At 73.3% G+C, this 22,059-nt stretch carries 21 protein-coding genes; 15 read left to right on the top strand and 6 right to left on the bottom strand.

The window, feature by feature from the left end:
• Positions 1-14: 14 nt before the first annotated feature.
• Together GA0070622_RS01635 and GA0070622_RS01630 are read right to left on the bottom strand one after the other, a co-directional pair.
• The gene (locus tag GA0070622_RS01635) at positions 15-1,673 is read right to left on the bottom strand and encodes a GTPase (protein WP_091576742.1); all 1,659 of its coding nucleotides are present in this window, start codon (positions 1,671-1,673) and stop codon (positions 15-17) included.
• A gap of 76 nt (positions 1,674-1,749) precedes the next feature.
• Entirely contained in the window at positions 1,750-3,588 is a 1,839-nt protein-coding gene (locus tag GA0070622_RS01630) for a GTPase family protein (protein ID WP_091565937.1), read from the bottom strand.
• A gap of 210 nt (positions 3,589-3,798) precedes the next feature.
• Between GA0070622_RS01630 and dnaK the strand changes: the two genes are divergently transcribed.
• From dnaK to GA0070622_RS01605, 5 genes are all read left to right on the top strand, one after another.
• Positions 3,799-5,667: a molecular chaperone DnaK gene (gene dnaK, locus GA0070622_RS01625; RefSeq protein ID WP_091565933.1), complete on the top strand. Its 1,869-nt coding sequence runs from the start codon at positions 3,799-3,801 to the stop codon at positions 5,665-5,667.
• Between the two features lie 48 nt (positions 5,668-5,715).
• Entirely contained in the window at positions 5,716-6,465 is a 750-nt protein-coding gene (gene grpE, locus GA0070622_RS01620) for a nucleotide exchange factor GrpE (RefSeq protein WP_091565928.1), read from the top strand.
• Positions 6,466-6,544: 79 nt separating this feature from the next.
• Positions 6,545-7,741 (top strand): molecular chaperone DnaJ, encoded by a 1,197-nt coding sequence (dnaJ, locus tag GA0070622_RS01615; protein WP_091565923.1) that lies wholly within the window; start codon positions 6,545-6,547, stop codon positions 7,739-7,741.
• 24 nt (positions 7,742-7,765) lie between these two features.
• Positions 7,766-8,206 carry a heat shock protein transcriptional repressor HspR gene (locus tag GA0070622_RS01610; protein ID WP_091565919.1) on the top strand — a complete coding sequence of 147 codons (441 nt, stop codon included), beginning with the start codon at positions 7,766-7,768 and terminating at the stop codon, positions 8,204-8,206.
• Positions 8,207-8,376: 170 nt separating this feature from the next.
• Positions 8,377-8,583 (top strand): hypothetical protein, encoded by a 207-nt coding sequence (locus tag GA0070622_RS01605; protein ID WP_091565916.1) that lies wholly within the window; start codon positions 8,377-8,379, stop codon positions 8,581-8,583.
• Positions 8,584-8,636: 53 nt separating this feature from the next.
• On the opposite strand, the gene GA0070622_RS01600 is transcribed toward GA0070622_RS01605, so the two are convergent.
• From GA0070622_RS01600 to GA0070622_RS01585, 4 genes are all read right to left on the bottom strand, one after another.
• Positions 8,637-9,065, bottom strand: a complete 429-nt coding sequence (locus tag GA0070622_RS01600; RefSeq protein ID WP_091565913.1) for a hypothetical protein — start codon at positions 9,063-9,065, stop codon at positions 8,637-8,639.
• Between the two features lie 170 nt (positions 9,066-9,235).
• Positions 9,236-10,447, bottom strand: coding sequence for a cation:proton antiporter (locus tag GA0070622_RS01595; RefSeq protein WP_091565909.1), 1,212 nt, complete (start codon positions 10,445-10,447; stop codon positions 9,236-9,238).
• Positions 10,448-10,452: 5 nt separating this feature from the next.
• A complete protein-coding gene (locus GA0070622_RS01590; RefSeq protein ID WP_091565906.1) occupies positions 10,453-10,953 on the bottom strand; it encodes a cation:proton antiporter regulatory subunit in 501 nt (166 codons plus the stop codon).
• Between the two features lie 74 nt (positions 10,954-11,027).
• Positions 11,028-12,164, bottom strand: a complete 1,137-nt coding sequence (locus tag GA0070622_RS01585; RefSeq protein WP_091565901.1) for an epoxide hydrolase family protein — start codon at positions 12,162-12,164, stop codon at positions 11,028-11,030.
• A gap of 82 nt (positions 12,165-12,246) precedes the next feature.
• Between GA0070622_RS01585 and GA0070622_RS01580 the strand changes: the two genes are divergently transcribed.
• The 10 genes from GA0070622_RS01580 to GA0070622_RS01535 all read left to right on the top strand — a co-directional run bounded on the left by GA0070622_RS01580 (position 12,247) and on the right by GA0070622_RS01535 (position 21,996).
• A complete protein-coding gene (locus tag GA0070622_RS01580) occupies positions 12,247-12,885 on the top strand; it encodes a TetR/AcrR family transcriptional regulator (RefSeq protein WP_091565897.1) in 639 nt (212 codons plus the stop codon).
• An 88-nt stretch (positions 12,886-12,973) separates the two neighbouring features.
• The gene (gene clpB / locus GA0070622_RS01575) at positions 12,974-15,565 is read left to right on the top strand and encodes an ATP-dependent chaperone ClpB (RefSeq protein WP_091565893.1); all 2,592 of its coding nucleotides are present in this window, start codon (positions 12,974-12,976) and stop codon (positions 15,563-15,565) included.
• A gap of 584 nt (positions 15,566-16,149) precedes the next feature.
• Complete coding sequence (locus GA0070622_RS01570; protein WP_091565889.1) at positions 16,150-16,506, top strand: hypothetical protein; 357 nt, start codon at positions 16,150-16,152, stop codon at positions 16,504-16,506.
• Between the two features lie 87 nt (positions 16,507-16,593).
• Positions 16,594-17,229, top strand: a complete 636-nt coding sequence (locus GA0070622_RS01565) for a DUF4178 domain-containing protein (protein ID WP_091565884.1) — start codon at positions 16,594-16,596, stop codon at positions 17,227-17,229.
• A gap of 2 nt (positions 17,230-17,231) precedes the next feature.
• Positions 17,232-17,726, top strand: coding sequence for a DUF2617 family protein (locus GA0070622_RS01560; RefSeq protein ID WP_091565881.1), 495 nt, complete (start codon positions 17,232-17,234; stop codon positions 17,724-17,726).
• A complete protein-coding gene (locus GA0070622_RS01555) occupies positions 17,723-18,148 on the top strand; it encodes a DUF4247 domain-containing protein (protein WP_091565875.1) in 426 nt (141 codons plus the stop codon). The genes GA0070622_RS01560 and GA0070622_RS01555 overlap by 4 nt, the downstream gene beginning before the upstream one ends.
• A gap of 30 nt (positions 18,149-18,178) precedes the next feature.
• Complete coding sequence (locus GA0070622_RS01550) at positions 18,179-18,601, top strand: DUF350 domain-containing protein (RefSeq protein WP_091565872.1); 423 nt, start codon at positions 18,179-18,181, stop codon at positions 18,599-18,601.
• Positions 18,601-19,368, top strand: coding sequence for a hypothetical protein (locus GA0070622_RS01545; RefSeq protein ID WP_091565866.1), 768 nt, complete (start codon positions 18,601-18,603; stop codon positions 19,366-19,368). The genes GA0070622_RS01550 and GA0070622_RS01545 overlap by 1 nt, the downstream gene beginning before the upstream one ends.
• Positions 19,365-20,933: a polyamine aminopropyltransferase gene (locus GA0070622_RS01540; RefSeq protein ID WP_091565863.1), complete on the top strand. Its 1,569-nt coding sequence runs from the start codon at positions 19,365-19,367 to the stop codon at positions 20,931-20,933. The genes GA0070622_RS01545 and GA0070622_RS01540 overlap by 4 nt, the downstream gene beginning before the upstream one ends.
• A 64-nt stretch (positions 20,934-20,997) precedes the next feature.
• Positions 20,998-21,996: a hypothetical protein gene (locus tag GA0070622_RS01535; RefSeq protein ID WP_176558857.1), complete on the top strand. Its 999-nt coding sequence runs from the start codon at positions 20,998-21,000 to the stop codon at positions 21,994-21,996.
• The last annotated feature ends 63 nt before the right edge of the window (positions 21,997-22,059 follow it).

Here is a 22,059-nt window from a genome sequence, read left to right as displayed (position 1 = left end):
CCAGCGCGCCGGGTTCAGCGTCGCCCGGCGTCCCGCACCGCGTCGCGGGCCGTGCCGTAGCGCGCCAGCACCGCCCAGACCGGGTCCAGCACGTACTTCTCGCCGACGCTGCCGACCGAGGTGAGCAGGCGCTGCTCGGCCCGACGCCGGGCCCGCCGGGCCGCCCAGCCGACCACCGGGCGGGTCAGCACCGCGACCAGCAGCCCGGCCAGCAGTCCGCCGAGCAGCAGCACGGTGGGCCAGGGCACCTCGCCGAGCTTCGGGTGCTCCAGCGGCGGCAGGCCGAGCAGGCGCAGGGCGTACCCGAGGACCAGCCAGACCAGCCCGCCCAGCGCCGCGAGGGTGACCAGCCACTGGAGCCCGCCGACCACCCGCCACCAGCTTGGGCGGCGGTCCATGCCGAGGTCGGTGGCGGCCACCGCGTGGTCGAGCGCGCCCGGCAGCTCGCCCAGGCGGGACCGGGCCGCGCTGGTCACCGCGGTCGGCCACGGCGCCGGCAGCTCGGCGCTGGACCGGTCGGCCACCGCCCGGATGGCCAGGTTCAGCGCCGACCGCTGCGCGGCCGTCGGATCGGGTACGGAGGTGGCCGCGACCAGGCTCTCCGCCGGCGCGTCCGGGTCCCGCCCGGGCAGGTGCAGCCGGCGCAACGGGTCCGGCCGCAGCTTCCGCCACCCCCGCACCAGCGGCCAGCCGGTGCTGGCCACGGCCCGGTGCCGGTAGGCCCCCTCGACCGCGTGCGCGACGGTCGCCACCCCGGCCGCGCCGGCCAGCGCCCGGGTGAGTTCCTGGGCCGAGGCGTCACCGGGCCGGGTGGCCGGTGGCTCCGGCCCGACCAGCGGTTCGAGGTCGGCCACCACGGCGTCCACGTCGCCGGAGAGCCGGCGCAGGGCGGCCTGCCGTTCGGCGACCGTACGCTCCAACTCACCCCGCAGCCCGTCCAGCCCGGCCGGATCCACCGCCACGGTGGGCAACAGCGGCACGCCGCCCAGCCCGTCGGCGTCGAGCAGCCGGCGCAGGTCGTCGAGGACCCGGGGCAGCTCGGTCGGGGGCAACCGGTCGGCCTGGTTGAGCACCACGACGGTGACGTCCTTGTGCCGGTGGAACTCGCGCAGGTAGCTGGTGTGGATCACGCGGTCGGCGTACTTCTGCGGGTCGACCACCCAGACCACGAGGTCGACCAGGCCGAGCAGCCGGTCGACCTCCAGCCGGTGGGTGTGCTGGACGGAGTCGAAGTCGGGCAGGTCCAGCAGGACCAGCCCGTGCAGGGTCGACTCGTCGTCACCGTCGAGCGGGCTCTCCCGGACGAACCGGTGCCGGGGCAGCACCCCGACCCAGTCGAGCAGCCGGACCGCGCCGTCGAGCGGGCCCCAGACGCAGGCGTGGGTCACGCCGGTGGTCGGGCGGCGGACGCCGACCGGGGAGAGGTCCATCCGGGCCAGCGCGTTGAACAGGCTGGACTTGCCGCTGCCGGTGGCGCCGGCGAGGGCGACCACGGTGTGACGGCCGGAGAGGGCGAGCCGGTCACCGGCCCGCTCGACCACGGTGTGCGCGGCGACGAGCTGGGCGTCGGGCACCTGGCCGTCGACCGCGCCGAGGAAGCGCTGGACCGCCTGGAGGCGCGCGATCAGGACGTCCGGGTCGACCCGCTGGTCACCCCGGAACGCCTCGCGCATCCGCCCCACGATGTTGCTCACTGTGCCGTCCTTGCTCGCGACTGCGGGGCTCGCAAACCCGGCTCACTCCTCGCGCTCACGGGCGACCGTCCTGCTCGGTGGTGGGCAGCGCGGCCCGGTCGGCGCGGGTCAGGCCGCTGCGGTGCCGGGCCCGCTCGACCTCGGTCGCGGCCCGCCGCAGCGTCGCGCCGGCGTCGGCGGCCGGGCGGGCCGCCTCGGTGCGGGCGAGGAAGCGGCCGGCCTCCTCGGCCAGCAGCGCGCCGACCCGGTCGAGCAGGTCCACCCGCGCCGTGCGGGCCAGGTTTCGCACCGCCTGATCGCCGAAGATGGCCTGGAGCACGGTCTGCCCGGCGACCGCCGTGCCGGTGCCGGCGGCCACCTCCAGCCCGGTCGGAATGAACGCGGTGGAGGCGAAGACGCCGATCATGACGGCCAGGCCGGTGGCGTTGACCGCGTACGCGGCCGTGCGGGCCACGAACCGCCGGTCCCCGCCCTCGACCCGGACCAGCTCCAGCACCCCGCGCTGCCAGTCGCGGACGAGTTGCTCGGCGCGAGCGGGCAGGTCGGCCGAGGCGTGCGCCAGGTCCGGCTCCAGCAGCGCCGCGCCGGCCGGGTGCGCCTTCCACCCGGTGTACGCGTTCTCGGCCGCCTCGGCGGCCACCCCGCGCAACAGCGTGACCAGCTGGGACTCGATCGCCGTGCGCAGCTCGGCCGCCGGCGCGGGCCGCCCGGTGACCGCCGCGACGACCCGGTCGCGCAGCCGGCCGATCCGCGCCTCCAGGCTGCGGAAGAACTCCCCGGTGCCGACGAACTCCTGCCAGCGGGCCAGCACCTCGCTGCGGAGCAGCCGGCCGTCCTTGAGCCCCTGGTCGACGGTCCGCTCGGCGCCCCGGTAGGCGGCGCGGACCCGCTCGTCCAGCGCGTCGGCCGAGGTCGCCTGCTCGTCGGCGGCCTCGGCCAGCGCCTCCACCACCGGGTGCAGGGCGGCGAGCGCGCCGTCGAGCGTCTGCCGGACCACCGCCGCGCGGGCGTCGGCGTCGGCGGCGAGCCGGGCGAACCAGCCGCTCAGCGGGGCGGTCATCCGGTCGGGCAGCAGCCCCTGACCGTCGACCCACGTCTCCGGCAGCACGAACAGCGGCGCGGCGCCCAGGTCCTGCGCGGCGAGCATCTCCGACAGGTGGGCGGCGATCTCGTCGGCGGCCTCCGGCGGGACCCGGTCGAGCACCATGGCGACGGCGGTGCCCCGGGCCCGGGCGCTGCGCAGCAGCTCCCAGGGGACGGCGTCGGCATAGCGGGCGGCGGTGGTGACGAACAGCCACAGGTCGGCGGCGGCCAGCAGTTGCCCGGCCAGCGCCCGGTTGGCGTCGACCACCGAGTCGATGTCGGGCGCGTCGAGGAAGGCCAGGCCGGGCGGGAGCGCCGGGGCCGTGACCAGCTGGAGGGTGCCGGGCTGCTCGCTCGGCTCGGTGGTGCGGGTCAGGCCGGGCAGCAGGTCGCCCTGGCGGAACCAGGCGGCGTCGCTCGGGCTGCAGACCAGCACGGGCGAGCGGGTCGTGGGGCGGAGCACGCCGGCCGCGCTGACCCGTGCCTGGACCAGGCTGTTGACCAACGTCGACTTGCCGGCGCCGGTCGACCCGCCGACGACCACCAGCAGCGGGGCGTCGAGCCGGGCCAGCCGGGGAAGCAGGTAGTCGTCGAGCTGGTCGGTGAGGCTGCGGGCGGCGTGCCGGGCCGGCTCGGCCGAGGCGAGCGCGAGCGGGAAGCGAGCCGCGTCGATCGCGGCCCGCAGGCCGGTGAGCGCGGCGGGCAGGCCCGCCGCGGCTTCGGCGGGCTGGTCCTCGCCGGTGGGAGGTCCGGTGCGGGCTGCGACGGCGGGCGCGCCGGCACGGGTGGCGGAATCGCCATGCGTCGTCACCGCTAAAGCGTGCCCGACCGACGCAAGGTAAGACAACCGGACGGTAATAACGGTCAGGTTGCGCCGGGTCGGCTCAACCCCGACTTGCGGATTGCCGATCGCGTGGCACTATTGAGTCAAGTTCACTCAACTTGTGGTGCGGTCGCTTCCGGGCGACCCGCCGGGCAGGCCACCTGACCTGCTCACCCGTTACGAAGCGAGGAAGCGAACATGGCACGTGCGGTCGGCATCGACCTCGGCACGACGAACTCCTGCGTCAGCGTTCTCGAGGGCGGTGAGCCCACCGTCATCGCCAACGCCGAGGGCTCGCGTACGACTCCCTCGATCGTCGCGTTCGCCCGCAACGGCGAGGTGCTCGTCGGTGAGGTCGCCAAGCGCCAGGCGGTGACCAACCCCGACCGGACCATCCGCTCGGTCAAGCGGGAGATCGGCACCAACTGGACCGTCGACATCGACGGCAAGAAGTACACCCCGCAGGAGATCTCGGCCCGCACGCTGATGAAGCTCAAGCGGGACGCCGAGGCCTACCTGGGCGAGCAGATCACCGACGCCGTGATCACCGTCCCGGCCTACTTCAACGACGGCCAGCGTCAGGCCACCAAGGAGGCCGGCGAGATCGCCGGCTTCAACGTGCTGCGGATCGTGAACGAGCCGACCGCGGCGGCGCTGGCGTACGGCCTGGACAAGGGCTCCAAGGAGCAGACCGTCCTGGTCTTCGACCTCGGTGGCGGCACCTTCGACGTGTCGCTGCTGGAGCTGGCCGAGGGCGTGGTGGAGGTCAAGTCCACCAGCGGTGACAACCAGCTGGGCGGCGACGACTGGGACCAGCGCATCATCGACCACCTGGTGAAGACGTTCCGCGGCGAGCACGGCATCGACCTGTCGCAGGACAAGATGGCCATGCAGCGTCTCAAGGAGGCCGCCGAGAAGGCCAAGATCGAGCTGTCCGCCGCCACCACCAGCAACATCAACCTGCCGTACATCACCGCCGGTTCGGCCGGCCCGCTGCACCTCGACGTGACCCTGAGCCGCGCCGAGTTCCAGCGCATGACGCAGGACCTGCTGGACCGCTGCAAGGGCCCGTTCGAGCAGGCCGTCAAGGACGCCGGGATCAAGATCTCCGACGTCGACCACGTGATCCTGGTCGGCGGCTCCACCCGGATGCCGGCCGTGACCGACCTGGTCAAGCAGCTCACCGGCCGTGACCCGAACAAGGGCGTCAACCCGGACGAGGTCGTCGCCGTCGGCGCCGCCCTGCAGGCCGGCGTGCTCAAGGGCGAGGTCAAGGACGTCCTGCTGCTCGACGTGACCCCGCTGAGCCTGGGCATCGAGACCAAGGGCGGCATCTTCACCAAGCTCATCGAGCGCAACACCACCATCCCGACCAAGCGCTCCGAGGTCTTCACCACGGCGGACGACAACCAGCCGTCGGTGCTGATCCAGGTGTTCCAGGGCGAGCGGGAGATCGCGGCCTACAACAAGAAGCTCGGCACGTTCGAGCTGACCGGCCTCCCGCCGGCGCCGCGCGGCGTGCCGCAGATCGAGGTCACGTTCGACATCGACGCCAACGGCATCGTCAACGTGCACGCCAAGGACCTGGGCACCGGCAAGGAGCAGAAGATGACGATCACCGGCGGCTCCTCGCTGCCGAAGGACGACATCGAGCGGATGCGCCGGGACGCCGAGGAGCACGCCGACGAGGACAAGCGTCGCCGTGAGGAGGCCGAGACCCGCAACGTGGCCGAGGCGCTCCAGTGGCAGACCGAGAAGTTCCTCGCCGAGAGCGGCGACAAGCTGCCCAGCGAGAACCGGGACCAGCTCAACGAGGCGCTCGGCGAGCTGCGCAGCGCCCTCGGCGGCCAGGACATCGAGAAGATCAAGTCGGCCCACGAGAAGCTGGCCCAGGTCTCCCAGCAGGCCGGCTCGCTGCTCTACGCCCAGCAGCAGGAGGGCGAGCAGACCGCCCCGGGCGCGGCCGGGCCGGGCGCCGGCGCGGGTGCCGGTGCGGCCGGCGGCCCGCAGGCCGGTGGCGCCGACGACGTGGTCGACGCGGAGATCGTGGACGAGGACAAGAAGTGACCTTCGGTCCCGGGCACGGTCCGCACGGCAGAGGGATGAGGTAACCGCATGACGGACAAGCCACGAGCGTCCGACCCGGGTTCCACCGGGTCGGCGCCGGGCGGCTCCGCGGGCACCGGCAAGGACGCCGGTGACGAGCCGCGGGTCGTCATCCGCGACAAGCGCAAGCTCGGCAAGGTGACCGAGCAGCCGGCGAACGACGCCTCGGCGGCCGACGCGGCCGCCGACGCGCCCGCCGAGGGGCTGGTCGAGGAGGCCGAGGTCGTGGTCGACGAGATCGGCGGCGAGGCCGAGGTCTCCGGCCCGCCGGTGGTCGACTCCCCGGCCGAGCCGAGCGGGGAGACCGGCAAGGCGGCGCCGCTCGGCGCCGAGCTGGAGGCCCTCCGCGGGGACCTGGAGGAGCGCACCCGCGACCTCCAGCGGGTCTCGGCGGAGTACGCCAACTACCGCAAGCGGGTCGACCGGGACCGCAGCCTGGTCCAGGAGCAGGCCACCGGCACGGTGCTCACCGCGCTGCTGCCGATCCTGGACGACCTGGACCGGGCCCGCGAGCACGGCGACCTGGTGGGACCGTTCGGCAGTGTGGCCGACCAGCTCACCGCCGCGCTCGGCAAGTTCGGCCTGACCGCGTTCGGCGAGCAGGGCGACCCGTTCGACCCGACCCGGCACGAGGCGGTGGCGCACCAGACCTCCGCCGACGTCACCGAGCCGACCTGCGTGCAGGTCATGCGCCGGGGCTACCAGCTCGGCGAGCGCCTGCTGCGGCCGGCTCTGGTCGCGGTCGCGGACCCGGAGTAGTGCCCACCCGTGACGTCCCGTCCGCCCTTGTCGGGCGGGCGGGACGACCGGGATCGGACCCGTGGAAGGGGGTGGACCGGTGAGTTCCAAGGACTGGATCGAGAAGGACTACTACGCCGCGTTGGGCGTGGACAAGTCCGCCTCCTCGGACGAGATCAAGAAGTCGTACCGGAAGTTGGCCCGGGAGTCGCACCCGGACCACAACCCCGGTGACCCCAGGGCCGAGGAGCGGTTCAAGACCGTCTCCGAGGCGTACGCGGTGCTCGGCGACGAGAAGAAGCGGCGCGAGTACGACGAGATGCGGTCGCTGTTCGGCTCGGGCGCCTTCCGACGCAGCGCCCGGGGCGCGGGCCAGCCGGGCGGCGGCGCGCCGTTCGACGTCTCCGACCTGTTCGGCGGCGGCGGTGGTGGTGGCGACGCCCGCTTCGGCGGTGGTGGCTTCACCGACCTGTTCAGCACGATCTTCTCCGGCGGCGGCGGCGGCGGTGGCGGCGGTGCGGCCCGTCCGCGCGGTCCGGCCCGGGGCCGAGACGTCGAGGCCGAGGTGGCGCTGGACTTCTCCGACGCGGTCCGCGGCGTCACCCTGCCGCTGACGTTGCGCGCGCCGGGCGTCTGCGACACGTGTCACGGCAACGGCGCGAAGCCCGGCACCCAGCCGGTGGCGTGCCCGGTCTGCCACGGCGCCGGTGTGACCACCCGCAACCAGGGGTCGTTCAGCTTCTCCGAGCCGTGCCGCAACTGCCAGGGCGTGGGCACGATCGTCGAGGAGAAGTGCCCGGAGTGCCACGGCACCGGCGGGGTCACCAAGACCCGCACGCTGAACGTGCGCTTCCCGGCCGGGGTGGCCGACGGGCAGCGGATCCGGCTGGCGGGCCGGGGCGAGCCGGGTGAGCGGGGCGGTCCGGCGGGCGACCTGTTCGTGCACGTCAAAGTCCGCCCGGACGAGCTGTTCGGGCGTACCGGGGACGATCTCACCCTGAGCGTCCCGATCACGTACGCCGAGGCGGTGTTCGGCACCGATCTGCGGGTGCCGACCCTGGACGGCACGGTGACCCTGCGGGTGCCGCCGGGTACGCCCAGCGGACGGGTGCTGCGCGCCCGTGGCAAGGGCGTCGTACGCAAGGACGGCCGCGCCGGTGACCTGCTGGTCACGCTCGACGTGGTGGTCCCGGCGAAGGTGTCGGACGAGGCGCGGGCGGCCTTGGAGACCTTCGCGGAGCAGACCCCGCCCGCCGCGCGGGAACATCTGGACGCGCGGGTACGTCGGTTCGGTTGACGGCGGCAGCGGAGGTGAGCGGGCATGTCGGAGGAGTACGTCGGCGCGGGTGACCCGGCCTACGAGGCCAAGGTCCTGATGATTTCGGTGGCCGCGCGGATGGCGGGCATGCACCCCCAGACGCTGCGCCAGTACGACCGGTTGGGGCTGGTCCAGCCGGGCCGGGCGGCCGGTGGCGGTCGCCGCTACAGCGTCCGGGACGTGGTGCTGCTGCGCGAGGTGCAGCGGCTCAGCCAGGACGACGGGATCAACCTGGCCGGGGTCAAGCGGATCATCGGGCTGGAGCGCCTGCTGGAGGAGGCGCAACGGAGGGTGGCCCGGCTGGAGGCGGAGTTGGACGCCGCGTACCGGCGGATCGCCGAGCTGGAGTCGCTCGGTGGTTTCCCCCGGGGCGACCTGGTGCCCACCAACCGCACCTCGACCGCGCTCGTCGTCTGGCGACCCCGCCGCACCCCCGACCGCTGACCGCACGAAGGCCGGCGCCGCCCCCGCCCGGGGCGCGCGCCGGCCTTCGCCGTTCCCGCGCCGGCCCCCGGTGAGGTTGGGGAAAGCGCGGTGCGACAGGGGCGGGGTCCACTACGATTTTCAGCAGGGCAAAAGCCCCTAAATCGCACTCCGGGCTGGCGGGGGGAGCCATGGCGGAACCGGCGAAGAAGGTGGCGGAGCGGGCGGAGGAACGGCTGGAGAAGGTGGCCGAGAACGTCCGGGAGCGATTCGACCGGGTCACCGAGGGTCGTTTCAGCGACAAGGTCAAGGAAGGGCGCTTCGCCGACCAGACGGACCACGGCGTGGACCGGGCGAGGGACGACGAGCGGCGCAGGAAGCAGGGCGGGTCGACCTGACGATCCGTCGGCGTGCGGGCCGGGACCCACGGGGGGTCCCGGCCCGTTCGCCGTCAGAGGCGGCGGTTCTCGCGGACCAGGCCGCCCTCGCACCAGTCGCGGTAGACGAAGAGATCCGGGCGGGCGAGCAGGACCCGGCTGTTGTGCGCCCAGTTGCGCATCAGGTCGTCGCCGGCCCGCTCGGCCTGCTCCACCAGCTTCCGGAAGCGGCGCTTCGGGTGGGCCCGGAAGTTCGTCCGGATGCCGTCGGCGGCGTAGATGTAGAGGCAGTGCAGCGCGAACCGGCGGGCCGGGCAGGAGCGGTCCATGGCCAGGTCGAACAGGGTCTGCACCAGGTGGTCACCGGCGACCAGGAGGTCCCAGTCCGGTGGCATGGAACTCAGCGGCACCGAGTCGGGCTGGTAGGCCCAGGCCCGCAGCTCGGCGGGCGAGGGGTCGACCGGGTTGGCGAAGCCGTGAAACGTCTCTTCCTGCACGCTCACCGGCCGACCTTCCGCTTGCGCTGGCGGGGGCACCGGCCACCCGCGGACCCTGGCTGCTGGGGCGACACGTTAACGCGGTTGGGCGGAGCAGTGGTAGACCTTCCCGGAATCAATTTGACAACCGTTGGCCGGGCCGGATCCGCCGTGCGGCCGATCCGGCCCGACCGAGGTCAGTCGCCCACCCTTACCGGCGCGGGCGGCCGGCTGGCGGCGGCGCGGCGGCGCAGCCACTGCTTGAACCAGGGCATGTCCGGCAGTCGGGCGAGCAGCGGCCCGGTCACCACCGTGATCAACACGTACGCCGTGGCGAGCGCGGCCAGCTTGGGCTCCACCGGGTAGACGGCGGCGACGGCCAGCCCGGCGATGACGATGGAGAACTCGCCGCGCGGGGTGAGCGCCAGCCCGGCCCGCCAGCGACCGGGCTCGGCGATCCCGGCCCGCCGGGCGGCCAGGTAGCCGGTGGCCACCTTCGTCGCCATGGTGACCACGGCCAGCAGCAGCGCGGGCAGCAGCACCGGCGGCATGTCCAGCGGGTTGGTGACCAGCCCGAAGAACACGAAGAAGACCGCGGCGAAGAGGTCCCGCAGGGGCGAGAGCAGCTCGGTGGCGTGGTGCGCCACCGGGCCGGACAACGCGATGCCGACCAGGAACGCGCCGACCGCGGCGGAGACCTGGAGCTTGGCCGCGATGCCGGCGACCAGCAGGGTCAGGCCGAGCACCCCGAGCAGCAGCGCCTCCGGGTCCTTGGCGGAGAGCGCGGCGGAGATCAGGTGCCCGTACCGAATTGCCACGGCCAGCACGACGACCACGGTGAAGACCGCGACGGCGAGCGCGATGCCGCCCTTCACCAGGTCGACCCCGGCCAGCAGCGCGGTGACCAGCGGCAGGTAGAGGGCCATGGCCAGGTCCTCGATCACCAGGACGGAGAGGATCACCGGGGTCTCCCGGTTACCGACCCGGCCCAGGTCGCCGAGCACCTTGGCGATGACCCCGGAGGACGACACCCAGGTGACGCCGGCGAGCACCACGGCGGCGACCCAACCCCAGCCCAGCAGCAGCGCGAAGGCGAAACCGGGCAGCGCGTTGAACACCGCGTCGATGAGCCCGGCCGGCGCGGCCGAGCGGAGGTTGCCCACCAGCTCGTTCGCGCTGTATTCCAGGCCGAGCATGACCAGCAGCAGGATCACGCCGATCTCGGCGCCGACGGCGAAGAACTCCTCGCTGGCGTTGAGCGGCAACAGCCCGCCGTGCCCGAAGGCGAGGCCGGCGAGCAGGTAGAGCGGGATGGGTGAGACGCCGACGCGACGGCTGAGCCGGCCGAGCAGGCCGAGCAGGAGCAGCAGCGCGCCGACCTCGACGAGCAGGATTTGGGTTTCGTGCATACGCGTCAGCCGTCCGGGTCGGTCTCGGCGAGGATCGCGGTGACGCCGTCAAGACCCTGACGGGTTCCGACCACGACGATCACGTCGCCGGCTTCGAACCGGAAGGTGGGGTCGGGCGAGACGTTCACCTCGCCCTGACGCAGCACCGCCACGATGGAGGCGCTGGTCCGCGTGCGTGCCTTGGTGTCGCCCAGCCGCCGGTTGACGTACTTCGAGCCGGCCGGCATCACGATCTGCTCGGTCAGCAGCCCGGCGGCCTGCTCGCGCAGCCCGGAGAGCTGGCCCAGCATCAGCGACGCGCCGAGGATGTCGGCCAACGCCTCGGCCTCGTCGTCGGTCAGCGGTATGTCGTGCTGGCAGGAGTCGGGATCGTCCGGGTCGTAGAGGACCAGGTCGCGGCGGCCATTGCGGTGGGAGACCACACCGAGCCGGCGGCCCGACTCCGTCATCAGGTCATGACGGACGCCGATCCCCGGTAAGGCGGTCTGTTCGACACGTACTCGCACGCGGGTGAGGCTACCCTGCCTCGCCGACCGCGACGCCCGGTCGAGGGCCGCGGGGCCCTCGACCGGGGTCGGGCTCAACGGAGCCCGGCGAAGAACTGCCGGATGTCGCCGACCAGCACGTCGGTGGCCTGGTGTGCGGCGTAGTGCCCGCCGACGTCCCCGCCCCGGTCGGGCCCGGCGTCGAAGGCGTGCCAGCTGACGATGCCGGCGTGGTCCCGGTCGGCGAACCGGCGGATCGACTGGAAGTCCCCGGGGAACATCGCCACCGCGGTCGGTGCCGTCGTCGGCCCGGTCGGCTGCTCGGTGGCGTGGGCGTCCTCCCAGTAGAAGCGCATCGACGAGGCGGCGGTGCCGGTGAACCAGTAGACGGCGACGTTGGCCAGGACGAAGTCCGGGTCGAGGTTCTCGTCGAGGAGTTGCCCGTTCCAGGCGAGCAGGCCGACCGGCGAGTCGGCCAGCGCGAACGCCAGCGTCTGCGGCTGCTGGCTGTGCACCTGGTTGAAGGAGAACTTGTTCTCGTAGAACCACTGGAGGTGGCGCAGCGCCGCCTGGTCGGCGTCGGAGAGCCCGTCGAACTCGGCCGGGTCGCCGGACGGGAACGAGAAGAGCTGGGTGACGTGCACGCCGAGCACGTGGTCCGGGTCGAGGCGGCCGAGTTCGGGCGAGATCATCGAGCCGGCGTCGTTGCCGACCGCGCCGTACCGGTCGTAGCCGAGGCGGGCCATCAGCTCGGCCCAGGCCCGGGCGGTGCGGTAGCGGTTCCAGCCGGCGCTGCGGGTCGGGCCGGAGAAGCCGAATCCGGGCAGCGACGGGATCACCAGGTGGAACGCGGGCGCGGCCGGGTCGGTCGGCTCGGCCAGTGGGGCGATCACGTCCAGGTACTCGACCACGGAACCGGGCCAGCCGTGGGTGAGCACCAGCGGGGTGGCGTCCGGCCGGGACGACCGGACGTGCAGGAAGTGGATCTCCTCGCCGTCGATCTCGGTGACGAACTGCGGGTGCGCGTTCAGTCGGGCCTCGACCGCCCGCCAGTCGAACGTCTCCAGCCAGTAGGTCGCCAGCTCGCGGACCCGGGCGGTCGGCATGCCGTACGCCGTGCCGGCGTCGGGCAGCTCGCCCGGCCAGATGGTGCGCCGCAGCCGGTCGGCGAGGTCGTCCAGGGCGGTCTGCGGGATCTCGACGCGGTAGGGACGGAGAGCGGTGGCCGACATGACTTCTCCCTCGGAACGGAATGTTTCGTTCCGTTCTAACGTAGCAGAGCGGAACGATCCGTTCCACTGTTATCGTCGACGCATGTCGAACCCGACCGACGACCTGCCGCTGGCCGGCCGGCGCGCGCAGGCGGCCCGCAACGACGCCGCGATCCTGGCGGCGGCACGCACCGTCTTCCTGGACGACCCGAAGGCGCCGATCGCCGCCGTCGCCGAGCGGGCCGGCGTCGGCATCAGTGCCCTCTACCGCCGGTACGCCGGCAAGGAGGACCTGCTGCGCACGCTCTGCCACGACGGTCTGCTCCGGTTCGTCGCGGCGGCCGAGGAGGCCGTCGCCGAGCCGGACGACTGGGCCGCGTTCGCCGGCTTCCTGGAGCGCGTCGTCGACGCCGACGTGCACTCCCTCACCGTGCACCTCGCCGGCACCTTCACGCCCACCGAGGAGATGGGCCGGGCCGCGGTGCGCGCGAACGAGCTGGTCGACGGGCTGGTCGGGCGGGCGCGGGACGCCGGGCGGCTCCGACCGGACGTGGTGACGCAGGACGTCGGGCTGCTGCTGGAGGGGTGCGCCGCGATTCGCGTACCCGATCCGGACCGGACCCGGCAGCTGCGCCGCCGCCACCTCGCGGTGCTGCTGGCCGGCCTGGCCGTGCCCGGGCCGCCGCTGCCCGGGCCGCCGCCGGCGGCGGGAGAGTTCGACTGGCGGTGGCGAGCGAAGTAGTGACTCAGGTCACACCGCTGGAGTTGAGCGGAATAGACTCAAGTCTGGTTGTGTCGTTCCCAGTGGACACGCCGATCCGGGGGAGCCCATGAACACGGAACGCCTCACCACCAAGAGCCGCGAGACCATCACCGGTGCCGTCGCGCTGGCGAACCAGCGCGGCCACGCCACCGTGGAGCCCTGGCACCTGCTGCTGTCACTGCTGGACACCGACGGTTCGACCGCGGCGGGCCTGCTGCGCGCCGTCGGGGCCGACCCCGCCGAGCTGCGCCGGGTCGCCCAGCGTTCGGTCGACGCGCTGCCCGCCGCACGCGGGTCCAGCATCGCCGAGCCGACGCTCGCCCGCGAGTTCGTCAACGCCATCGGCGCCGCCGAGCAGATCGCGCGGCCGCTGGGCGACGAATACACCTCCACCGAGCACCTGCTGGCCGGGCTGGCCCGGGTCGGCGGCGCGGTCTCGGTGGCGCTGAAGAACGCCGGCGCCACCGAGGAGAACCTGGTCGCCGCGTTCCCCACCGTCCGGGGCGGGGACCGCCGGGTCACCACGGCCGACCCGGAGCAGACCTACCAGGCCCTCGCCAAGTACGGCGTCGACCTCACCGCCAGCGCCCGCGACGGCAAGATCGACCCGGTGATCGGCCGGGACTCGGAGATCCGCCGGGTGATCCAGGTGCTGTCCCGGCGTACCAAGAACAACCCGGTCCTCATCGGTGAGCCGGGCGTCGGCAAGACCGCGATCGTGGAGGGCCTGGCCCAGCGGATCGTGGCCGGCGACGTGCCGGAGTCGCTGCGGGACAAGAAGCTCGTCTCGCTCGACCTGGGCGCCATGGTGGCCGGCGCGTCCTACCGCGGCCAGTTCGAGGAGCGGCTGAAGTCCGTGCTGGAGGAGATCAAGAACTCCGACGGCCAGGTCATCACGTTCCTCGACGAGCTGCACACCGTGGTCGGCGCCGGCAAGGGCGAGGGCTCGATGGACGCCGGCAACATGCTCAAGCCGATGCTGGCCCGGGGCGAGCTGCGGATGGTCGGCGCGACCACGCTGGACGAATACCGCGAGCACATCGAGAAGGACCCGGCCCTGGAGCGTCGCTTCCAGCCGGTGCTGGTCGGCGAGCCGACCATCGAGGACACCATCGGCATCCTGCGCGGGCTCAAGGAGCGCTACGAGGTGCACCACGGCGTACGCATCACCGACGCCGCACTGGTCGCCGCCGCGTCCCTGTCCGACCGCTACATCACCGACCGGTTCCTGCCGGACAAGGCGATCGACCTGGTCGACGAGTCCGCGTCCCGGCTGCGCATGGAGATCGACTCGCGCCCGGTCGAGGTGGACGAGATCGAGCGTGCGGTCCGCCGGCTGGAGATCGAGGAGATGGCGCTGGCCAAGGAGCCGGACGCCGCGTCCGCCGAGCGGCTGGAGCGGCTGCGCAAGGAGCTGGCCGACAAGCGTGAGCAGCTCACCGCGCTGTCCGAGCGCTGGCAGACCGAGAAAAGCCACATCACCAAGCTCTCCACCGCCAAGGAGGAGCTGGAGCGCCTCGGCGGCGAGGCCGAGCGGGCCGAGCGCGACGGCGAGCTGGAACGCGCCGCCGAGCTGCGGTACGGCCGGATCCCCGCGCTGCGCGCCGAGCTGAAGCAGGCCGAGGAGGAGCTGGCCCGCCTTCAGGCCGACGGCGCGATGCTCAAGGAGGAGGTCGGCGCGGACGACATCGCCGCCGTGGTCGCCTCCTGGACCGGCATCCCCGCCGGGCGGCTGCTCGAAGGCGAGACCGCCAAGCTGCTGCGGATGGAGGAGTCGCTGCGCGGTCGCGTTGTCGGCCAGGCCGAGGCGGTGGGGGCGGTCTCCGACGCGGTCCGTCGCGCCCGCGCCGGCGTCGCCGACCCGGACCGCCCGACCGGCAGCTTCCTCTTTCTCGGCCCGACCGGCGTCGGCAAGACCGAGCTGGCCAAGGCGCTCGCCGAGTTCCTCTTCGACGACGAACGGGCCATGGTCCGCATCGACATGAGCGAGTACGGCGAGAAGCACTCGGTGGCCCGCCTGGTCGGCGCCCCGCCCGGCTACGTCGGCTACGAGGAGGGCGGCCAGCTCACCGAGGCGGTGCGCCGTCGGCCCTACTCGGTGATCCTGCTGGACGAGGTGGAGAAAGCCCACCCGGACGTCTTCGACGTGCTGCTCCAGGTGCTCGACGACGGTCGGCTCACCGACGGTCAGGGCCGCACCGTGGACTTCCGCAACGCCATCCTCATCCTCACCTCGAACCTGGGCTCCTCGGTCATCAGCGACCTGACGCTGAGCGAGGAGGAGCGTCGGGAGGGTGTGCTCGCGGTGGTCCGGTCGCACTTCAAGCCGGAGTTCCTCAACCGCCTCGACGACATCGTGGTGTTCGCCGCGCTCCAGGGCGGGGACCTGCGGGCGATCGTGGACATCCAGCTCGACCGGATGCGCCGCCGACTGGCCGACCGCCGGCTTGGCCTGGAGATCACCGACGCGGCCCGCACCTGGCTGGCCGAGCACGGGTACGACCCGATCTACGGCGCCCGCCCGCTGCGCCGGCTGGTGCAGTCGGCGATCGGCGACCAGCTCGCCAAGGCGCTGCTGGCCGGCGAGATCCGCGACGGCGACACGGTCCGCGTCGACCTGTCCGACACCAAGGAGTCCCTGGCGGTCACCGCCGCCTGACCCGTAGCACCCCGCGAAGGCCCGGCCGTCCAGGCCGGGCCTTCGCCATCCGGTGGGACGGACAGCGCCGCGGGCGTCGGCCGAACATCCTGCCCGGAACGTCGATCGACAGTTGGGAAGCCGCAGATGCGCCTCGGCCTGCTGACGGTCCCCGCTTCGCCGCGAGAGCACTCCGCTCGCTGACGCTTCGCCGCCGGGTCCCGGCGGCGTGGTGCTCCTCGCCGCGAAGCGGTCCCTCATGACCGTTTCCCTTCCTGGCTCGAGGAGCTCTTCTCGCGTGCCCTTGTTTCCGCGCGTCTCGGCGCGGACTTCACCAGACTGTGGACCGCCTCCGCGGTCTCCACCATCGGTGACGGTGTCACCATGGCCGCCGGCCCACTGCTGGTGGCCTCGGTCAGCGACGACCCGGCTGACCTGACCGAACCGGCTCCACGACTCCTTGATCAACGGTGCGCCCTGCGTGCCGCTGGTGCTGCGCGTCGTGGGCGTTAACAAGGGTCCCTTCCTCTACCGGAGGCGTTAACAGGGGTCCCTTCCTTACCTGCGAGGGGTGAGGGGTGGGCGGGGTGGGCACATAGTGGGGCATGAGCGGGAAGTGGGAGCGGGAACTCGAGGGCGCGGACACCCTGGCCTTCGGCGGGGTCGGGTTCGCGGGGCAGATCCTGCCCGCGACCGAGGCGTACCGGCAGGCGGAGCAGGCGCTGCGCGAACACCCGGAGGCGGCCCGGAAGAAGCTCGACCGGCTGCTCCGGAAGGGTTCGCCCGCCGGAAGGGCCTACGCGGCGACGTTGCTGGAGGCGGTCGACCCGGCGGCCGGGCGGGCGGCCTGGGAACGGTTGCGCGACGACGACGGGGAGTTCACCACGTTCAGCGGATGCGTGATGGGCCGCGCAACGCTGCGTGAGTACGCCGCCGAGCGGCTGGCCGGCGGCCGAGAGTAGCTGACCGCACACTCAACGAACGGCACTTCGGCGGGGGTGCGCGGGGTTGTTACCGTCTCCGCCGATGCATGTTGGGGGGAGGCGCTCGTGAACGGTTCGGTGGCGTACCTGGTGACCACGCTGGGGTGCCTGGTCGGGGTGGCCGGCGTGGTGATCGCCGTGATCGCGCTGCGCCGGTCCCGCTCGGCGGCCCGCCCGCAGGCGGCGACGCCCGGGGACCCGTTCCGGGACCGGGACACGGACGCGCTGCGGGGTGACCCCCGCGCGCTCAAGCCCGGCGACATCATCGAGATCCGGCAGGTCCCCTACACCGTGCGCGGCTCGGTGCACCTGGTCGAGGGCGGCTGGAGCTGGGCGGAGCACCTGCTCGATGACGCGGGCGGGGTGAAGCGCTGGCTCTCCGTCGAGGCGGAGCCGGACCTGGAGATGGTGCTCTGGACCAGCGAGCCGGGCGCCACGGTGACGCCGGGCGCCCCGACGCTGGAGATCGCCGGCCGCCGCTACAACTGGGACGAGTCGGGCCAGGCGCGCTACACCGCGACCGAGGGCACCGGCCTGGACCCGCGCGGCACGATGCGCTACCACGACTACCAGGCGCCCGGCGGGGCCCGGCTGTCGTTCGAGGCGTACGGCGAGGCCGGCTGGGAGGTGAACCTCGGCGACGAACTGCGCCGGGCCGAGGTGATGATCTACCCGCAGGGCGGCCCGGACCAGGTGAAGTAGGCGTGCTCGTCGCTCTGCACACCCCGTACGTCGACAGCCGCGCCGCCGACCTCAGCCTGACCCTCGGCGGCCCGGAGCTGCCGGCGCTGGCCGTGCGCGACCTCGACCTGCCGGGCGGCACGTGGCTGCGGCTGCGCCTGCTCGGCGCCTCCCACCAGGTGGTGCTGGGCGGGCTGACCGAGACGGTCGCCTGCCTGCCCGGCCGCCCGCCGCACCTGCCGGACACGCTGCACGACGAGACCGTCGGCTACCGGTTCACCGCCACGGTGCTCCGCCCGGCCGGCGACGGCCTCCGCACCCGGGTCGCGGCGCTCCGCGCCGAGCTGGCCGAAGACCCGTACGCGCTGGTCGGCGTCTTTCCCGGCGACGAGGACGCGGTCACCGCGCTCGCCGTCCGCCCCGACCCGCCCGGCGGCACGCTCGCCTGGCGCACGTGGCACGCCTACCCCCAGACCAACGAGCTGGTCCTGACCGAGACGGTGGTGGAAGAGCTGTGACGTACCGACGGTGGTTCGTGGTCGGGGTGGCGGTCGCCGTCGTCGGCGCCCTCATCGCCGCCTTCACGATCTTCTACGGCAACTTCTCGCCCCGCGGCTACGTGGAGGACCACTTCTCCCGCGCGTCGGGCCGGGACATCGGCGCCCAGGCGGTCGCCTACACGTCGAAGCAGTCGCCCAGCCAGGTGTCGAAGGAGATCACCGACGCGTGGCAGCCGGCCGACCAGTACGTCGACGGCAGCGGCGTCTACCTGCGCTACGACGACGACTCGGTGGTGATCCTCCCGCTCGCCGTCGGCTCGGTGATCCTGCTGGAGAAGATGTCCACCGCCTACCCCCGGTACCACCGCGTCGTCGGCAACAGCTGGGGCTGGGGCCGGGGCAGCACCGTCCGGGGCGGCGGCCCCGGCGCCGGCAAGTAGCCCGTCCGACCCCCTCACCCTGGAGTCCCTGTGCAGCATCTCGTCACCGATCTGCTGGTCACCCTCGCCTACGGCGTGGTCGGCGTCGTCCTCATGGCGATCGGCTACGCGCTGGTCGACCTGGCCACCCCCGGCAAGCTCCACGAGCTGATCTGGACCGAGCGCAACCGCAACGCCACGGTGCTGCTCGCCTCCAACCTGCTCGGTGTCGGCACCGTGGTGGTCGCCGCGATCGTGGCCAGCGACGACGACTTCGCGCTCGGGCTGGCCGGTTCCGCCGCGTACGGGATCCTCGGGCTGGTCATCATGGCGGCGGCCTTCGTGCTGCTCGACGTGGCCACCCCCGGCAAGCTCGGCGAGCTGCTGGTCGACCCGGAGCCGCACCCGGCGGTCTGGATCTCCGCCACCGTGCACGTCGCCACCGGCGCGATCATCGCCGCCGCGATCAGCTGATGGCCGGAAAGGCCACCGCCACCCAGAACAAGCGCCGACAGGCGCTGATCTGGACGGTGATCATCGGCATCACGGTCGGCGCCTGCGTCATCGGCGCGATCAGCGGCGACTCGGACACCGACGTGCCTGCCCCGGCGGCCGACGAGCGCTCCGGCACCGTGCCCATCCTCCGGGCCGCCGCCGACAGCCAGGGCATCTGCTACGGCTGGCAGCTGGTCGACACGTACGACCCGGTGAGCGTCGGCTCGAACCTCGGCGACGGCACGGCGGTCGCGGACGCGCCCGGCTGCTCCCGGTGGATCGAGGTCTACGCCAACGTCATCTACACGTCGTCCAGCAGCGAGTCGAACGACTCCGCCAGCATCCGGGTGAAGGGGTCGGACGACATCGAGTTCAGCGACCTGGCCGCGATCGAATCCGGGCTGGGCCGCTTCGGGCTGGACGAGGACGCGTTCGTCGACGATCCGGGCTGGGCCGTCACCCGGGCCGCGACCATGCTGCCGCTGCTCGCCACCGAGCGGGGGCTGGCCGACCCGGCCGCCACCCCCACCGCCGAACCGGCCACCCCGGCCGTCCCGCTGCCGGACGCCGGCAGCGACTTCTGGCGGGACCGGTGGATCCTGCTGCTGACCACGGTCGGGCTGTTCCTGCTCGCCGCGCTCTTCATCGGCGTGGGCGTGCGGCAACGCCGTCGTCAGCTCCGGGGACCGGTGCCCGCGCAGCGCGCCGGGGCGGGCGCCGCCGGGCGTACCCGGGAGAAGACGTGACCGTCGACGCGCCCGTACGGCCGCGGTGGCGCCCGGCCCGCGCGGCGGTCCTGCTCGCGGTCTTCGTCTGCGCGGCCTGCGGCCTGGTCTACGAGCTGGCCCTGGTCGCGCTGGGCAGCTATCTGATCGGCGACGCGGTCGGCCAGGCGTCGATCGTGCTCGGCGTGATGGTCTTCGCGATGGGAGTCGGCGCGCTGGTGGCGAAGCCGTTGCAGTCCCGCGCGGCGGCCGCGTTCGCGGCGATCGAGCTGACCCTGGCGCTGCTCGGCGGCCTCTCCGTGCTCGGCCTCTACGCCGCGTTCGCGTGGCTCGACCTCTACGGGCCGGCGCTGGTCGGCACCGCGTTCGTGCTCGGCCTGCTGATCGGCGCGGAGATCCCGCTGCTCATGGTCATGCTGCAACGCATCCGGGAGCAGTCCGCGGGCAGCGCGGTGGCCGACCTGTTCGCCGCCGACTACGTCGGCGCGCTGCTCGGCGGGCTGGCCTTCCCGTTCCTGCTGATGCCGGTCTTCGGCCAGCTCAAGGGCGCGCTGGTGGTCGGCGCGGTGAACGCCGTCGCCGGGCTCGCGCTGGTCTTCACGGTGTTCCGCGCCGAACTCGGCCGCCGGGCGCGGGTCGTGCTCGGCGCCGGCGCCGTCGTGGTCGGTCTCCTGCTCGGGTACGCCTGGGTGACCGCCCACGACTTCGAGGTGACCGCCCGCCAGCAGCTCTACCGGGATCCGGTGGTGCACGCCGAGCGCAGCCGCTACCAGGAGATCGTGCTGACCCGCTCGGTGCGGGAGGTCGGCCACACCGACACCGACCTGCGGCTGTTCCTCAACGGTGACCTCCAGTTCAGCTCCGTGGACGAGTACCGCTACCACGAGGCGCTGGTGCACCCGGCGATGCGCGGGCCGCACGGCGACGTGCTGGTGCTCGGCGCCGGCGACGGGCTGGCCGCGCGGGAGATCCTCACGTACCCGGACGTGCGCTCGGTGACCCTGGTCGACCTCGACCCGGCCGTGGTCGCGCTGGCCCGCAGCGAGCCGCAGCTGCGCGAGCTGAACCGCCGGTCGCTCACCGACCCCCGGGTCCGGGTGTTGAACCTGGACGCGTTCGGCTGGCTGCGGACCGCCACGGAACGCTTCGACGTGGTGGTCGCCGACCTGCCCGACCCGGACGAGACGGCCACCGCGAAGCTCTACACGGTCGAGTTCTACGCGCTCATCCGGCCGGTGCTGGCTCCGGGCGGCCGGCTCGTGGTCCAGTCCGGCTCGCCCTACTTCGCGCCCCGGTCGTACTGGTCGATCGAGCGGTCGGTGCGCGAGGCGGGCTTCGCCACCACGCCCTACCACGTCGACGTGCCGAGCTTCGGCGACTGGGGCTTCGTGCTCGCCGCGCCCGGCGACGCCGCGCCGGAGCTGGCGCTGCCGGCCGATGCGCCGCCGCTGCGCTTCCTCACCCCGCCGGTACTCGCCGCGGCGGCCGCCTTCCCCGCCGACCGGGCCCGGGTGGACGTGCCGGCCTCGACGTTGTTGCAGCCCAGGGTGCTGGAGTACGCCCGCGAGGAGTGGCGCGGCTACTAGGTTTCGGGGCATGCCACCCGGACCGTCCCACCACCCGCCGGGGCTCGGCTGGCTGGTCCGCCGGCTGCCGCCCCGGGCGATCGGCGCCGCCTCCCACCTCCAGGCGTTCGTGCTCTCCGGCGTGGTCACCGTGCTGGCCGTCCGCGCCTACCTCCAGGCCGCCGACTACCCGCAGCTCGGCGGTGGCGGGCTGCACATCGCGCACGTCCTCTGGGGTGGTCTGCTGCTCGCCGTGGGGCTGGGAATCCCGCTGGTCTTCCTGGGCGACGGATCCCGCACCGCCGGGGCGGTGGTCGGTGGGATCGGGTTCGGGCTCTTCATCGACGAGGTGGGCAAGTTCGTCACCGCCCGCACTGACTACTTCTACGCCCCGGCCGCCGCCATCATCTACGTGGCCTTCGCCCTGCTCGTCCTGCTCGTCCAGGCGGTACGCGGGCGCACCGGCCGGTCCCGGCTGACCCCGGCCGAACGCACCGCCAACGCGCTGGACGTGGTGCTCAGCGCGCTGCCCGGCGGGTTGACCGACCGGCGTCGGATCGCCGTGCTGCGCCTGGTGCAGGGCACCGGGCCGGCGACCGAGGCGGCGCTGGCGCAGCTGCTGGACGCGGTCCCGCGGCGGGAACCGCCGCCGGTGCGGTTCTGGCAGCGGGGGGCGGAGCGGGCCCGCCGACTCGGCGCCTGGGCCGCCGGCCGTCGCTGGCTGGTCTGGCCGGTGGTGGTCTGGCTGGTGGCGGAGCCGCTGGTGACCGTGATGGCGGTGCTGGTCGACGGCGTCACCGGCGAGCTGGACCAGGAACGGGAGTGGGGCGCGGTCCTCGGCGTCACCGCCACCGCGCTGGTCACCGCCGTGCTGAGCCTGCGCGCGGCCTGGCTGCTGCGCCGGGACCGGACCGAAGCGTTCCGACTGTTCAAGCTGGCGCTCCTGGTCGACCTGCTGTTCGGGCAGGTCTTCAACTTCACGGTCAACCAGTTCGGCGCGGTCTTCGCGGTCGCGCTCGACCTGGCCCTGCTCGGGGTCGTCACCGCCGAGCACCGCCGGTTGCGGCGCGCCGCGGACCGGTGAGCCTTTCCGACGTGCCCACCTGGTGCGAGATCGCTACGGTGGTCATCTCATCGAGGGAGGGAG

It is taken from the genome of Micromonospora sediminicola, assembly GCF_900089585.1.
Lineage (GTDB): Bacteria > Actinomycetota > Actinomycetes > Mycobacteriales > Micromonosporaceae > Micromonospora > Micromonospora sediminicola.
The sequence above is the reverse complement of the archived record's forward strand: the minus strand, read 5'-3'. Positions and strand labels throughout refer to the sequence as shown.

What these genes read in the sequence shown, in the direction of transcription:
- GA0070622_RS01635 (WP_091576742.1), bottom strand. Translation starts at nt 1,673, where the DNA reads ATGCGCGAGGCGTTCCGGGGTGACCAGCGGGTCGACCCGGACGTCCTG.
- dnaK (WP_091565933.1), top strand. Translation starts at nt 3,799, where the DNA reads ATGGCACGTGCGGTCGGCATCGACCTCGGCACGACGAACTCCTGCGTC.
- grpE (WP_091565928.1), top strand. Translation starts at nt 5,716, where the DNA reads ATGACGGACAAGCCACGAGCGTCCGACCCGGGTTCCACCGGGTCGGCG.
- GA0070622_RS01610 (WP_091565919.1), top strand. Translation starts at nt 7,766, where the DNA reads ATGTCGGAGGAGTACGTCGGCGCGGGTGACCCGGCCTACGAGGCCAAG.
- GA0070622_RS01605 (WP_091565916.1), top strand. Translation starts at nt 8,377, where the DNA reads ATGGCGGAACCGGCGAAGAAGGTGGCGGAGCGGGCGGAGGAACGGCTG.
- GA0070622_RS01595 (WP_091565909.1), bottom strand. Translation starts at nt 10,447, where the DNA reads ATGCACGAAACCCAAATCCTGCTCGTCGAGGTCGGCGCGCTGCTGCTC.
- GA0070622_RS01585 (WP_091565901.1), bottom strand. Translation starts at nt 12,164, where the DNA reads ATGTCGGCCACCGCTCTCCGTCCCTACCGCGTCGAGATCCCGCAGACC.
- GA0070622_RS01580 (WP_091565897.1), top strand. Translation starts at nt 12,247, where the DNA reads ATGTCGAACCCGACCGACGACCTGCCGCTGGCCGGCCGGCGCGCGCAG.
- clpB (WP_091565893.1), top strand. Translation starts at nt 12,974, where the DNA reads ATGAACACGGAACGCCTCACCACCAAGAGCCGCGAGACCATCACCGGT.
- GA0070622_RS01570 (WP_091565889.1), top strand. Translation starts at nt 16,150, where the DNA reads ATGAGCGGGAAGTGGGAGCGGGAACTCGAGGGCGCGGACACCCTGGCC.
- GA0070622_RS01545 (WP_091565866.1), top strand. Translation starts at nt 18,601, where the DNA reads ATGGCCGGAAAGGCCACCGCCACCCAGAACAAGCGCCGACAGGCGCTG.